10 protein-coding genes are annotated in these 13,682 nt (G+C 67.4%); 4 read left to right on the forward strand and 6 right to left on the reverse strand.

Annotated features, from left to right (window positions below; all coding sequences use genetic code 11):
- Nucleotides 1-98: 98 nt before the first annotated feature.
- Nucleotides 99-3,614 (reverse strand): methionine synthase, encoded by a 3,516-nt coding sequence (metH, locus tag JRI60_RS38030; RefSeq protein ID WP_204220927.1) that lies wholly within the window; start codon nt 3,612-3,614, stop codon nt 99-101.
- Nucleotides 3,611-4,507 carry an ArsR/SmtB family transcription factor gene (locus JRI60_RS38035; protein ID WP_204220928.1) on the reverse strand — a complete coding sequence of 299 codons (897 nt, stop codon included), beginning with the start codon at nt 4,505-4,507 and terminating at the stop codon, nt 3,611-3,613. Before JRI60_RS38035 ends, metH begins: the two co-directional genes overlap by 4 nt.
- A gap of 103 nt (nt 4,508-4,610) precedes the next feature.
- On the opposite strand from JRI60_RS38035, the gene JRI60_RS38040 reads away from it, so the two are divergent.
- Nucleotides 4,611-5,486 carry a patatin-like phospholipase family protein gene (locus tag JRI60_RS38040; protein ID WP_204220929.1) on the forward strand — a complete coding sequence of 292 codons (876 nt, stop codon included), beginning with the start codon at nt 4,611-4,613 and terminating at the stop codon, nt 5,484-5,486.
- A gap of 1 nt (nt 5,487) precedes the next feature.
- Here the strand turns inward: JRI60_RS38040 and JRI60_RS38045 are convergent, their stop codons facing one another.
- From JRI60_RS38045 to JRI60_RS38055, 3 genes are all read right to left on the reverse strand, one after another.
- Nucleotides 5,488-5,967, reverse strand: coding sequence for a hypothetical protein (locus JRI60_RS38045; protein WP_204220930.1), 480 nt, complete (start codon nt 5,965-5,967; stop codon nt 5,488-5,490).
- Nucleotides 5,968-6,044: 77 nt separating this feature from the next.
- A complete protein-coding gene (locus tag JRI60_RS38050) occupies nt 6,045-6,485 on the reverse strand; it encodes a CoA-binding protein (protein WP_204220931.1) in 441 nt (146 codons plus the stop codon).
- Nucleotides 6,485-7,384 carry a hypothetical protein gene (locus tag JRI60_RS38055; protein WP_204220932.1) on the reverse strand — a complete coding sequence of 300 codons (900 nt, stop codon included), beginning with the start codon at nt 7,382-7,384 and terminating at the stop codon, nt 6,485-6,487. The genes JRI60_RS38050 and JRI60_RS38055 overlap by 1 nt, the downstream gene beginning before the upstream one ends.
- 160 nt (nt 7,385-7,544) lie before the next feature.
- On the opposite strand from JRI60_RS38055, the gene JRI60_RS38060 reads away from it, so the two are divergent.
- Together JRI60_RS38060 and JRI60_RS38065 are read left to right on the forward strand one after the other, a co-directional pair.
- Nucleotides 7,545-8,381 (forward strand): DUF2381 family protein, encoded by an 837-nt coding sequence (locus JRI60_RS38060; RefSeq protein WP_204220933.1) that lies wholly within the window; start codon nt 7,545-7,547, stop codon nt 8,379-8,381.
- Complete coding sequence (locus JRI60_RS38065) at nt 8,378-10,240, forward strand: serine/threonine protein kinase (RefSeq protein WP_204220934.1); 1,863 nt, start codon at nt 8,378-8,380, stop codon at nt 10,238-10,240. The genes JRI60_RS38060 and JRI60_RS38065 overlap by 4 nt, the downstream gene beginning before the upstream one ends.
- A 2,633-nt stretch (nt 10,241-12,873) precedes the next feature.
- On the opposite strand, the gene JRI60_RS38070 is transcribed toward JRI60_RS38065, so the two are convergent.
- Nucleotides 12,874-13,191, reverse strand: coding sequence for a DUF2795 domain-containing protein (locus JRI60_RS38070; protein WP_204220935.1), 318 nt, complete (start codon nt 13,189-13,191; stop codon nt 12,874-12,876).
- A gap of 197 nt (nt 13,192-13,388) precedes the next feature.
- Between JRI60_RS38070 and JRI60_RS38075 the strand changes: the two genes are divergently transcribed.
- The gene (locus JRI60_RS38075) at nt 13,389-13,667 is read left to right on the forward strand and encodes a hypothetical protein (protein ID WP_204220936.1); all 279 of its coding nucleotides are present in this window, start codon (nt 13,389-13,391) and stop codon (nt 13,665-13,667) included.
- Nucleotides 13,668-13,682: the final 15 nt, after the last annotated feature.

A 13,682-nucleotide genomic window follows, 5' to 3' on the forward strand; every position in this document is an offset into this window, starting at 1 on the left:
CTCTCCCCCTGGGAGAGGGCGGGGGGTGAGGGTAGACCCCGGGCGAAGACCCTCACCCTAGCCCTCTCCCAGAGGGAGAGGGGACATACACGGACCTGTCAGGTCACCGAGAAGTAGCTCGCCTGCGGGTGGTGGAAGACGAGCGCGGATACGCTGGCCTCCGGCTCCATCATGCACCCGTCCGTCAGCTGCACGCCGATCTCCTCCGGCCTCAGCGCCTGGAACAGCAGCGTCTGGTCCTCCAACCTCGGGCACGCCGGGTAGCCGAACGAGTAGCGCTTGCCCTGGTACTCCGCCCGGAAGCGCTCCAGCATCGTCATGTCCGGCTTGTCCGGGAAGCCCCACATGCTGCGCAGTTGCGTGTGCAGCATCTCCGCGTACGCCTCGGCCGTCTCCAACGCGAGCGCCTGCACCGCGTGCATCTTCAGGAACTCGCCCTTCGCCTTGTACTCCTCACTCAGCTCGCGAATCCCCTGCCCCGCCGTCACCACGAACATGGCCAGGTTGTCCCGCGGCTCCCCGCCCTCCAGCGGCCTCACGAAGTCCGCCAGGCACAGCCCGCCCTGCTTCTCCTGCCGGGGGAACTCGAACACCACCCGCTGCTCACCCGTCTGCCCATCGAAGAGGGTGATGCGGTTGCCGTCGCTGGCCGCCTTGAAGAACTGGAACACCGCCTTGGCCTGCATCCGCCCGTCGCGCAGCGAGCCCTTGATCAGCTCCACCTGCTCCTTCAACGCGAGCGCCTTGCGGCCCTCCTCCGTCTTCGCCAGCTCCGCCTCGGCCGCCGTGCCCAGCGCGCGCGACGCCGTGCGCAGGCCCAGGTGCCGCCCGTACAGCATCACCGGGTTGATGAAGCGCCAGATGGTGTCCAGCGGCGTGTTCGTCAGCACGTGCCGCACGTAGTCCGGCGCCGGTGGCACCTGCTCCAGGATGGGGATCTCCGGGCTGCGCGCCGCGGACACCACGACGCTCGGCTTGGGCCGATCCTTGTCCTGCTGTGACAGCTTCGTCCGGCGCTCGGCCAGCTCGCCCTTCAGCTTCTCGTGCGCCGCCGGATCGACGATCTGCTTGGCCAGCTCCAGGCCGCTCATCGCGTCCTGCGCGTAGGCCACCGTGCCGCCCCCGTAGGCCGGCGCGATGTTCCGGTCCACGAAGTTGCGGCTCAGCGCGGCGCCGCCCACCAGGATCGGCACGTCCACGCCCTGGCGCTTCAGATCCTCCGCCGTGGCCACCATCTGGTGCGCGCTCTTCACCAGCAGGCCGCTCAGGCCCACGATGTCCGGGTTGTGCTCACGCACCGCCCTCACCAGCTGCTCGGGCGGCACCTTGATGCCCAGGTTCACCACGTGGAAGCCGTTGTTGGCGAGGATGATCTCCACCAGGTTCTTCCCGATGTCGTGCACGTCTCCCTTCACCGTGGCGAGCACGATCTTCCCGCGCGAGGCCGCCTGGGCCTTGCTCATCCTCGGCTCCAGGTAGCTCACCGCCGCCTTCATCGCCTCGGCGCTCTGGAGCACCTCGGCCACGATGAGCTCGTTGGCACCGAAGAGCCGGCCCACCTCGTCCATGCCCTTCATCAGCGGGCCGTTGATGATCTCCAGCGGCGCGTACTTCTCCATCGCCAGGTCCAGGTCCGCGTGGAGGCCGTCGCGGCTGCCCTCGATGATGTAGCGCTGCAGCCGCTCCTCCAGCGGCAGCGTGCTCACGTCCGCCTTCTTCGGCTTGCGCTCGCGGAAGTGCGCGGCGAAGGGCGTCACCGGATCTCCTCCCCGGTTGTAGAGCAGGTCCTCGGACAGCTGGCGCTCCTCGGCGGGCAGCGACGGGTAGCGCTCCAGCTTCTCCGAGTTGACCAGCGCCATGTCCAGGCCCGCCTGGACGCAGTGGTAGAGGAACACCGAGTTGAGCACCTCGCGGCCCGCGGTGGGCAGGCCGAAGGACACGTTGGAGATGCCCAGCACCGTCTTGCACTGGGGGAAGCGCTGCTTGATGAGCCGCACGCCCTCGATGGTCTCCACCGCGCTGCCCGTGTACTGCACGTCACCCGAGGCGCACGGGAACACGAGCGGATCGAAATACAGGTCCTCCGCCTTCATCCCGTACTTGCGGGTGAGCAGCTCGAAGGAGCGCTCGGCCACCTCCAGCTTGCGCTGGCGCGTGACGGCCATTCCCTTCTCGTCGATGCAGCCCACCACCAGCGCCGCGCCGTACTGGCGCGCCAGCGGCACCACCTTCTCGAAGCGCTCCTCGCCGTCCTCCAGGTTCACCGAGTTGATGATGGCCTTGCCCTGCGAGTACGTGAGCGCCATCGCGATGACGCGCTCGTCCGTGGAGTCGATCATCAAGGGCACGCGCACCTTCTTGACGACCACCTCCAGGAACTGGCGCATGTCCTCGAGCTCGTCCCGGTCCGGGTTGGCCAGACACACGTCGATGACCTGCGCGCCGCGCTTCACCTGGGCGCGGGCGACCTCCGAGGCGTCCTCGAGCTGCCCCGCGACGATGAGCTCCTTGAACTTCTTGCTGCCGATGACGTTGGTGCGCTCGCCGACGATGACGGGACGCTCCTCGTCGCGCACCTCCAGGAAGTCCACGCCGGACAGGGTGGAGCGCGACGGCGGCACGTCGCGGCGCGGCACCAGGCCCTTCACCGCCTGGGCGATGGCGCTCACGTGGCCGGTGTGCGTGCCACAACAGCCACCCACCACGTTGAGCCAGCCCTGCTCACAGAAGCGGCGCAGCGAGCGCGCCAACATCTCCGGCGACTCCAGGTAGTGCCCGTTCTCGTCCGGCAGGCCCGCGTTGGGCACGCACGACACCGCGAAGGGGCTCATCGCCGCCAGCGAGCGGATGTGGTCCGTCATGAACTCGGGGCCCGTGGCGCAGTTGAGCCCCAGGTAGAGCAGCTCCACGTGCTCCAGCGACGCCGCCAGCGCCTCCACGGACTGGCCCGCCAGCATGGTGCCCATGGGCTCGATGGTGCCGGACACCGCCACCGGCAGCTTCCACCCCAGCTTGCGGAAGGCCCGCTCGCACCCGAGCAGCGCCGCCTTCACGTTGCGCGTGTCCTGGCACGTTTCGATCAGCAGGTAGTCCGAGCCGCCCAGCGCGAGCCCCTCCGCCTGCGCGGCGAAGTTGTCCACCAGCTCCTCGAAGGTGATGCCGCCCGTCACGCTGATGGCCTTGGTGGTGGGACCGATGGAGCCGGCCACCCAGCGCATCCGCCCGTCCTTCGCCTCGGCGGCCTCGGCGGCGTTGCGCGCCAGCTTCGACGAGGCGATGTTGATCTCCATCGCCTTGTGCGACAGGCCGAACTCGCCCAGCACCAGCGGCGTGCCGCCGAAGCTGTCCGTCTCCGTCACGTCCGCGCCCGCGGCGAAGTAGGCCGCGTGGATGCTCTCGATGATGTCCGGGCGCGTGAGCACGAGGTACTCGTTGCAGCCCTCGTACTCGGGCCCGCCGAAGTCCGCGGCCTTGAGGTTCCTCGCCTGCAGCTGCGTGCCCATGGCGCCATCCAGCACCAGCACGCGCTCGCGCATGGCGGCACGCAGGGCCTCGACACGACGACCGTTCTCACCCGGGGGCGGAGGAAGAGGGGCGGGAAGATGGCTGCTCATCGCTGTTTGACTCCGGTGAGGAGAAAGACGCGGAAGGGGTTCGCCCCCTCGCGTGCATGCGTTTCGCGCGTGAGGACGTCGAAGCCCACCTCGCGCAGTGAAGTCTCGAGCGTCTCCGGCGCGAAGCCGAGGTGCCGGTGGCCCAACCGCTCCAACACCCAGCGCTCGTCGTGGGGCATCAGCTCCAACACCACCAGCTTGCCCCCGGGCTTGAGGATGCGGGAGGCCTCGGCCAGCACCGCCGGTGGGGACTCCACGTGGTGGAGACTCTGGGAGATGACGACCAGGTCGCGCTCGCCCGCCGGCAGGGACAGCCGCCCCAGGTCCTCGCGCAGGAAGGTGATGTTGGAGAGGCCCTCGCGGGAGGCGCGCTCGCGGGCCTGCGTCAGCGCCGCCTCGTTCTGGTCGATGGCCCACACGCGCGAGGCCCACCGCGCCATGGACACCGAGAGCAGGCCCGTGCCGCACCCGAAGTCCGCCACGTCCAGCGCCGGCAGCAGCGAGGCCAGGGCCCCGGCCCAGAGGAACCAGGACTGTCCCGGCTCCAGCAGCCGCTCGTTGAGCGCCTGCCGGTCCGCGCGCATCCGCAGCAGGTCCTCGAGTCGCGCCAGGTCGCCCTCCTCGTCCTCCGCCTCGCGGGCCAGGCGGATGAGCGGCCAGCGCGCGTCCACCGGCCCCAGCGCCAGCGAGTAGTAGGTGAAGCCGGCCTGCCGCTCCTCGCGGATGAGCCCCAGTCCCTTCAGCTTGCCCAGGTGGTGCGACACCGAGGACTGCGCCACCCCCACCAGGGACACCAGCTCCGACACGTTCAGCGGCGCCCGCGCCACCAGGCGCAGGATTCGCAGACGCGTCGGGTCCCCCAGGGCCCGAAAGGATTGGGACAGCTCCTCCATATCGGTGAATCTACATATATCGATGCGCGACGAAAAACCAGAGAAGACCGACAGGCCGACGCGGCGCGTTGCCATGTGGGGAAGGGTCGTCTAGAGACGGGCCATGCCCGCTCCCACCCTGCACCAGCTCCTCGAAGGCAAACGTTTCGGACTCGTTCTCTCCGCCGGGTACTTCGGCTTCTACGGACACGCCGGCTTCCTCAAGGGGCTGACGGGCGCGGGGCTGAAGCCCGCGGCGTACGCGGGGACGAGCGCTGGAGGGCTGATCGCCGCCTATGCGGCCGCAGGGGCGAGCGTGCACTCCATCGAGGAGCTGGTGCTCAAGCAGACGCGGCAGGCGTTCTGGGATCCGGACCCCATCGGGGCGGTGATCAACGGCCTGCCCGCCGAGGGCCACGGAGCCACCGGCCTGCTCAAGGGTGAGCGCTTCCGCCGGTTGCTGGAGGAGACGCTGCCGGTGCACAGCTTCGAGGAGCTGCCCTACCCGCTGCTGCTGGCGAGCGCCAACCTGACGCAGGGCACGCACGAGGTCTTCACCTCGGGCGAGCTGGCGCCACGGGTGCACGCCACGTGCGCCTACCCGGGCCTGTTCCGCGCGGTGCGCCTGGGGAGGGACCTGTATTGGGACGGAGGGCTGGTGGACAAGGCGCCCGCGCTGTCGATGCGGGAGAGCGCGTTCGGCAAGGACCTGGACGCCATCCTCGTGCACTTCCTGCCGAGCCGCACGCGCACGATGCTGGGCGGGCCCATGGCGTACGCGCAGGGCATCGCGGCGGGCTCGGCGGCGCTGCGGCACGACCACTTCCGACTGCAGCTGGCGCTGCTCAAGGAGCGCGGCTTCCCCGTCCACGTGGTGGTGTCCACCCTGCCGCCGGTGTCCCCGTCCCAGATGGAGCGCGGCTTCGATGCGCTGCACCAGGCGAAGCTGAGCGCCGAGCGCGCCCTGGCCCGGCCTCCCGTGCCCTTCGAGCAGGTGTGAGCTAACCGGTGGAGCGCTCCGCGTAGCAACCCTGGAGCTTGAAGTGCGCGCGAACGCGCCGGGCGTGAAGCGACAGCCCTTCCGCTTCGAGCCGCCCGGCCGCCCAGCCCACCGCCTCGTGGAGGCCGGGGGCGACGAAGTACGGCACGGGCAGCGGCTTGACGTGCAGGAAGGCCCTCATCGACAGGAGGAAGAAGGGTGAGGGGAAGATGAAGGCGCAGCCCATCGTCAGCGCTCGAAGGGGCGACTCGTACGCCTCGAGCCAGCCGATGTGCTGCTTGCGCCTGTTGGGCAAGCTCTGACCGCGAGCGAGCCTGGCATCCAGGATACAGACGTGCCGCTCTCCCCGGCGGAGAGAGAGCTCCGAGCCGCGGAGGAACTCGTCGGTCTGAGCCTGACTGACCTCCCCCGAGAACCGGACGACGAGCAACGGCCACAGTGACTCATCGAAGAAGACACTGGAGGAAGGCTGTCGTCGCATGGGGCGGCACACTAGCGGGGTTGAGGGCGGAGATTCACGCCCTCCAACCCCTCACACCTTCTTGGAATCCGAGGCGTTCAGCGCCCGTAGCGCCGGTGGTCCACCATCAGGCAACGGTCCTGCACGACCTTGATGCCCGCGCGGGCCAGCTTCTCGGCCGCGGCGTCGTTGCGGATGCCCGACTGGAACCACACCGCCTTCGGCTTCTTGGCGAGGATGTCGTCCACGTGCTGGTCGATGTCCTGCGGCCGCCGGAACACGTCCACCAGGTCGAGGTCCCCGGGGATGTCCACCAGCCTCCGGAACACCGGCTTGCCGAGGATGTGCGTCACCTCCGGGTAGTAGACGGGCACTGGCACCACGTCCACGCCCGCCTGGGACAGGTACTCCGGCACGTAGAAGGCCGGCTGCCCCGAATGCTGCTCCGTCTTGATGCCGAGCACCGCCACCCGCTTGCTGCCCTGCACCACCGCGCGGATGCCCGCCTCGTCCTCGATGAGGTTCTCCACGTAGCCCATCACTGCTCCTCCTCGGGCGCCCGCGGCGACTCCAGCGCCGACTGCGTCGCCCACGTCCAGGTGTCACCGTCCAACGGCGCCCGTAGAGTGAACTCTCGTTTCACTGGCAGGAAGCGGCCCTTTCCGAGCAACTGTTCTCCCTCGCACTGAACCTCGGGTGTGAGCGTGGGGTTTCCCGCCAGGCGCAGCGTGTCGCGAACATCCGGGGGCGCGGCGTCTCCCGGAGCGTCCAGGCAGCGCAGCGAGAACACCCAGGCCTCACCGTGCTCGGTGAGCAGCGTCCCGACCACGGTGCGCTCCAGCAGGTACGTCACCTCGCGTCCGCCCAACGACACCGTGCCCACCGCGTGGGAGCGATGCCCCAGCTCCAGTCCCCTGCCGTGGAGACCGCCGTACTTCACCTGCCACTCGTTCCGGGTGCTCGCCTCCAGCGCCTCCGGCGAGAAGAAGCGCTCCAGGGGCGTGATATCCAACCCGGCCGGTGCCACCTCCTTCAGTGCCGCCAGCGCGGCCTCAGGCTCGACCACCTGCACATAGGTGCCATCCGCCGCGAGCCGCACGCGCAGGGCGAAGCGCGTGAGGACGTCGTCCACCAGCGTGTCCACCGGGGCTCCATCCATGGAGTAGCTCGCACGCGTCACGCGCTGGGTGAGGAGCCATCCGTCCCGCTCGGGAGTGAAGCCCGTGACGGTGGTCATCTCCGCCTCCCGCGTGCCTGACGAACCGCCGCTCAACGTGCTCTTCACCGTCTCGGTGAGGGCCGAGTCCACGGAGGGCCGGAACTCGAGTCGTGAAGGAGGCGACGCGGTCGGCTCGGGTATCAGGGAGGGAACGTTGCGCTTGCACGCGGCGGTCACGACCACGAGGAACAGCAGGGAGCACGAACGGAAGGTGCGCATGACGGCCGCGAACGCTCGCAGAAAGCCCCGCGGAAGTCGCGGCTCGGGACTACCTCATCCAAGAAGTTGGCTCATCCGAGATGACGGCGGAAGTGGTTTTGCGCTTGCTCCGGCGGGAGCGCCTCCCCTACCCTGACCGCCTGCCCGTGTGAGGACTCGCGTGCGTCCTGGTCCTTGGATCCTCCTTCCGTGGTTCCTGCTCTCCATCCCGGCTACCGCTCAGGAACACCCTGCTGGGCAGACGTTCCAGCGGCGAACACTCGTGGTCCCCGCCCGACCCGGAGAGGTGCCTCCCGTGGAGCTGCACGTGGCGGTGGACGTGGCCACCCTCGTGCAGTTCGAAGCGCCGCTGAAGCCCGGGGCCCCGAAGCTCCCGGAGCACGAGGAGCGCATCCAGCTCGGTCCGACGAGCGATGACTCGATGGTCATCCTCCTCACCAGGCCCCTGGCCGACGGCGAGCGGGTGACGCTCACCCTGGACGCCGGACCCGGCGCTGCCCCCCTCCGCTTCGTGCTCGTCACCCGGCACGACGTGGTGGACGCGAGGGTGCGAGTAGTGCACGCCTGGGGCTCCACCGACGAGGACGGCGCGGAGTACATGGCCCGGAGCCTCCTCGGCGCGCCGGACGCCCGCGCCACTCTCGACGTCCCCCAGGAAGCAGTGAAATACAACACACAGGTCTCGCGCGGTCGGGTCAAGTCCATGCTTTGGGTGGGCCGACGCCTCTTCGCCACCGTGACCGTGCGAAGCCGCAAGCAGGGCACCCCGCCCTGGAAGCTGGTGCAAGCACGGCTGCGGGCGACACTCGCGGACGGCGTCCTGCTGGAGTGGCCTGCCCACCTGCTCTCGGGAGCGGCAAACCCCACACGCCAGCAACATGTCCTTACCAGCCTGGTTCCGGAAGGGGCCTCACAGGTAGAGCTGGCACTGGATGGAGAGGACTCGCCCGGAGTCTTCCGGCCGCTCTCCCTGGAAGAGGAACCGGTGCGCCCATGAGCCCGCCCCTGCACCCCAACCAACTGCGCGCGGGGGACATGGTGCGGGACTTCCGCATCGTGCGTCGACTGGGCGTCGGCGGCTTCTCCTTCGTCTATCTGACGGAGCGCGCGGGCAGCAGCTACTCATTGAAGATGGCGGCCCGGCCCGTCTCCGCCGAGGACGAGGACCAGGTGGATGCCTGGATGCGCCGCGAGGTGGCCTCGCTGGAGCACCTGGAGCACCCGAACCTGCTGCCCGTGCTCGAATGGGGTCGGTGGCCCGACCCTGAAACAGGCTACGCCTGGTTCGTCACTCCGTATGTCTCCGCGAGCACCTTCCACGAATGGCGCTGGAGCGAGCGTGCTTCCCTTCACCGCTCCGTGAGAGTGCTGTGTGAGGCATTGAAGCCCCTGGAATCAATGCACGAGCGCGGCATGTGTCACCGGGACCTCAAGGCCGACAACCTGCTGGTGCGAAAGGGCGATGACAAACCCTTCCTCATCGACCTCGGGTCGGTACACCTGCCGTGTGCCCGCACTCTGACGGACGGACTGGCACCGGGTACGCTGCATTGCCAGCCACCCGAGGTCGTCTCCTTCCTGGTATCCGAGGCCATGCACAAGGGCTCACGACTGAAGGCCCAGTCCAGTGCCGACCTGTATGCCTTTGGCGTGCTGCTGTACGAGACACTCACCAACTGCCGTCCCTTCAGCACCCGGCTGTCACTGGAGCAACTGCTGGTGGCCATCGCCACGGTGTCGCCCCTGGAGCCCGGGCAGCTCGCGCCCGACGCTCCCGCCTCACTGTCCGCGCTGACCCTGCGGCTGCTGGCCAAGGAGCCGGAACAGCGCCCCCCGAGCGCCCGCGCCGTACGCGAGGAGTTGGAGCTGTTGCTTCGGGAAGAAGGACATACCGCCCCCTGGCAGGCCCCGGCGGAACGGCCCTCCGAGTGCTCACGGCTGCGGGAGTCGTTCCCAGATGTGGACGTGATGGAGGAGGTACAAGAGGCCCCGTCGGCTCCAGAGGAAACTCCCGCCGGGCGCACGCAGCGGGCCGGAACACGATGGTCGCGGTGGCTCATCGCGCTGGCCCTCGGACTGGGACTGCTCGGGTTAGGGTGGACACTCCTCCGCGTGACAATGGCCCCTCCCCGGGAGGACGGCTCACGCGCGGAGTCCACCGCGCCAGCCACTCTGGTGCCCCCCGAGAAAGGAACCCAGTCCGTGCCATCCTCTACCCCTCCCGACACCACCCTCAGAGATTCCACCGAGTCGGTCCAGGCGCCCTCGCGCTTGTGCGCACTGCTCACCAGCCTGCTGGGAGCGGCCGTCGCACAGCTCGCCGGATGCGCCACCACTCCCGTGCGGCCGGATCCCATCGGCTACCTCGCCAGTTGCTCCCCCGAGGCCCGCGCTACCCCCGTCACGCTGGGCATCAAGCCGGATGAGCAGGGCTCCTTCCTGAAGACCGGCACCCCGGCGTCGGACAGATCCATTGAGGACGGAGGCTCCCTCAACCTCAAGCCCGGTCCCGTCACCGCTGACATGCTCGTGGTGATGAAGGGGCAGGAGCTGTACCTGAAGATCACGGGCGAGGCGGTGACGACCCCCAACCGTGTCTACATCCAGTTCGACCGCCTCTACCTGCCGGATGGCACCTTGATGCCCATCTGCGGCGTGGCTGTGGACGACCTGAGCCAATACGGCATCCCGACCTACGCGAAGCTGCCCATCGAGGGCGGCAAGGTGGACCCGGCGATGGTGGACAAGAGCCCCGGCAGCGTGGTGCTCAACGACCCGGCCTTCGAAACGGTGTTGCAGGGGCCCAAGGGCTACTACGTCCCCCGCGTCAACATGGCCCCACCGGACTGGCGCTGAGTCATTCCTCTCAAGACGGGTGAGACAGCGGCGCTCTGTGCGCCGCGTGTCTCCAGGAAGAAGACCGAACGCCGGGCACGAGCCTCATTCGTCGAAGTCGAACACGCACAATCCCGGGTGGTCCTCGCTCAACCCCACACACTCCTCCATCGGCCCGCAGGTGCCTGGCGCATTCGAGTTGCAGCGTTGGATACAGCGGCCACTCATGCACGAGAACCCTTCGGGGCACGGTCGTGCCTGCGTGTCACATGAACGCATGCACTTCATCCACACGCCATTCTGGAGTTTTCGGGCCGCAGCCTCGCACACCAGATCCTCCGGGCAGGGATTGAGCTGGCAATCCATTCCATGCACCCGCGCGCAAATCGATACTCCATGTTCCAGTGCCACGCATCGTTGCCCATCGGGACACGAGCGCCCCTCACAGGTTGGCAGACACACGGGGCCTTTCACATCCGCGGTACTACAGAAGAAACCCTCCGGACAACTCCGGGGCTCCTGGGGCTGACAGGGGCGGCGGCATTCCTTGTGGGTGCACACCAGGCCCGGCGCACAAGCCATGTTCCGTTTGACGGGCAGTTCCATACAAAACGCCCCTTCTGTCGCCATGCCTGGGGCCCCGCACATGCGGACCACACGTTCGCCTGCTGCAATTGAATGGCAGGAAAGACCCTCGTTGCAGTCCACGTCCGTCGCACAAGTGCTCGCCACGCACGCCTTCTTCAACATGAACTGGCTGCGCAGGCAGACGAGTGGGGCATCGCAGTCCTCGTTTCTCTGACAGGACCGCTCAAAGGTGGGCAACCGTCTCGTCTCGTCGGGCGGAAGTATGGGGACGATCCTGCTGCCATCCTCGTGCGTTTCGGACGCATTCAGTCCACCCAGCAGCAGCGTACTCGAGACCCAAATCAATGGGATCGGCAGCAGAAATCCCAGCATGATGGCAAGCCGAGCACGCCACTTCATCTTCGGGCCTTCCTCTTCATCTCCTCCTTACATGCAGCCATGCACCCCTCGAAACGGTCGGGCCCACACTCGTCCCAGAGGTCTGCCTCTGGGCAACTGTCTTCGGCAAATTTCTCGATGGTGTCCCTGAGCATGGCTTGATGGAGCACCCCCGCTCCGCCGCCCACGGGACATCCCGTCCCGAGCACCAGCATCGCGGCCACCGCGCACACGCGTGTCATCAATCCGGCCCCCTGGATCCTCTGAGACCCGAGCATACAGGCTGAACCGTGGGGACTCCAGCTAGCTACTATGCCCCGCATCAATCTGGCCCCGCCAGACTGGCGCTGACTCATTCCTCACGAGATGGGTGAAACAGCGGCGCTCCGTACGCCGCGTGCCTCCGGCGCGTGCCTCACTTCTTCTCGGTGTCGAAAATGCAGATACCGGGGGAATGCTCCGAGAATCCCGCGCACGTCTCCATCGGACCACAAGAGCCCGGCGCATCCGAGCTGCACTGCTGTCGGCAGTGATCGACCATGCACGAATAGCCCTCGGGACACGGTTTCCTCTGCTCGTCACATGAAGGCGCACACTTCATCCACACAGCACCTTGTGATTCCAGGGCCGAGATGTGGCACACTTGGTCCACCGGGCAGGGATTGAGCTGACAATCCGTTCCATGCACCTGCGCGCAGATGGAGATTCCGCGCTCTCTTGCCACACAGCGCTGCCCCTCGGGACAAGAGCGTCCCTCGCAGGTCGGAAGACACACAGGGCCTTTCGTATCCGCGGTACTACAGAAAAATCCCTCCGGACAACTCCGGGGCTCCTTTGGCTCACAGGGGCGGCGGCAATACCTGTAGGTACACAGCAGGCCCGGCGCGCACCCCAGGCTCCGACTGCGGGGCAATTCCATGCAAAACTCCCCCGCGGCCAATTCACCTGGGGCACCACACCTGCGCAACACACGTTCGCCTGCTGTGATTGAATGGCAGGAGAGGCCCTGGGCGCAGTCCGCATCCGTCGTACAAGTGCTCGCCACGCAGGCACTCTTCCACATCAACTGGTTGCTCAGGCAGACGAGCGGGGCCTCACATTCCTCATCCTCCTGGCAGTCTTTCTCAAAGGTGAGCAATCGTCTCGTTTCGTCTGGCGCAAGTATGGGAACGAACCTGTTGCCATCATCGTGCGGTCTAGAGGCATTCAACCCCGGAAGCAACAAGCCGCTCATGGTCCAAATCAGCGGTACCGGCAGGAGAAATCCCAGCAAAATGGCGAACCGAGCATGCCATTTCATTTCCGGGCCCTCCTTTTCATTTCCTCCAGACATGATGCCCTGCATGCCTCGAAATCGGGCCCACACGCCTTCTTGATAGCCGCCGGCTGGCAACTGTCTTTCGCCAGTCTCTGGATTTCGTCCATGAGCATGGCCTGATGAAGTACCCCTTCTTCCCCGCCCACGGGGCACCCCGTCCCAAGCACCAGCATTGCTGCCACCGCGCACACGCGAGTCATCATTCCGGCCCCCCGAAACCTCGAAGGATCGAGTGTACAGACCGAAGAGTGGGGACTCCATCGTGCGCCGGAAAAACCGAGCGCCCGCGAGTACCGGCCCTCCCTGGCCGGCGCCCGCGAGCGCCTCATCGCTCAACCTCATTGCTCAACTGGTGCTCAGCACCTCGCCACTACGGATGCCGCGAGTTCCCGTCGGGAGCGTTCTCCACCAGGTCGCGGCCGATGTTGCGCCGGTCCCTGTCCACCCCGTCATCGTCCCGCAGACCCCCGCTCGCGAAACGCCGCGCCGCCTCCGCCAGGTCGCGCATCACGTCTTCCCGGGACTGGTACTCCTCCCGCGGTAACGACTTGAGGACGTTGATGATGTCCACGTACGCGCCGTTGTCCGCCGCGGCCGAGACGAGCTGCTCTCTCGTGACCGGGTAGTCCACGGAGTCCAGGTGCGGCGTGATCGAGAGCGCCGGGTTCTCCGCAAATCCGAATGCCATCGTGCCATCTGCCTTTCCGCCCGGGACCGCCTCCGCTCCCGGGGCTTTGCCTCAAGCTGGGGATGGAATGTCCGGGGGGCTACTTCGACCTCGCACCGCCCGCCATGCCTCCCGGGCAACCAACCAGCCAGGGGCCAGGGTAGATTGGTGCTCCCCTGTCCCCGGGGTTACTGCACCCGGGCGAGGAGACACGTGCGATGACGGAAGAGACCGGGTGGGAGATGCTGGAGATTGCCGGCAAGCTCTTCGAACGGATGATTTCCCAGCAGCAGGCCAAGGTCCTCCGCCTGGCCCGCGAGGTCGTCCCCAACATCACCCCGGAGGAGCTCCGCAACCCCCACGATTTCCCGCAACTCAAGCAACACCCGACTTTTGAGTTCGAGGACGGGCTCCTGTCGGGGCTCATCTCCGCCCAGGTGGCGATGAACGCCGAAATCAAGGGCCGGCTGTTGCCCCCCGAACCCCCGGGGAGCTGACTGCCTGCCTGCCTT

Source organism: Archangium violaceum (assembly GCF_016887565.1).
GTDB classification, from domain to species: Bacteria; Myxococcota; Myxococcia; order Myxococcales; family Myxococcaceae; genus Archangium; species Archangium violaceum_B.

Coding starts and splice junctions, on each gene's coding strand:
- JRI60_RS38040 (WP_204220929.1), top strand. CDS start 4,611: ATGCCCGCTCCCACCCTGCACCAGCTCCTCGAAGGCAAACGTTTCGGA.
- JRI60_RS38075 (WP_204220936.1), top strand. CDS start 13,389: ATGACGGAAGAGACCGGGTGGGAGATGCTGGAGATTGCCGGCAAGCTC.
- JRI60_RS38035 (WP_204220928.1), bottom strand. CDS start 4,507: ATGGAGGAGCTGTCCCAATCCTTTCGGGCCCTGGGGGACCCGACGCGT.
- JRI60_RS38055 (WP_204220932.1), bottom strand. CDS start 7,384: ATGCGCACCTTCCGTTCGTGCTCCCTGCTGTTCCTCGTGGTCGTGACC.
- JRI60_RS38070 (WP_204220935.1), bottom strand. CDS start 13,191: ATGGCATTCGGATTTGCGGAGAACCCGGCGCTCTCGATCACGCCGCAC.
- JRI60_RS38050 (WP_204220931.1), bottom strand. CDS start 6,485: ATGGGCTACGTGGAGAACCTCATCGAGGACGAGGCGGGCATCCGCGCG.
- JRI60_RS38045 (WP_204220930.1), bottom strand. CDS start 5,967: ATGCGACGACAGCCTTCCTCCAGTGTCTTCTTCGATGAGTCACTGTGG.
- metH (WP_204220927.1), bottom strand. CDS start 3,614: ATGAGCAGCCATCTTCCCGCCCCTCTTCCTCCGCCCCCGGGTGAGAAC.
- JRI60_RS38065 (WP_204220934.1), top strand. CDS start 8,378: ATGAGCCCGCCCCTGCACCCCAACCAACTGCGCGCGGGGGACATGGTG.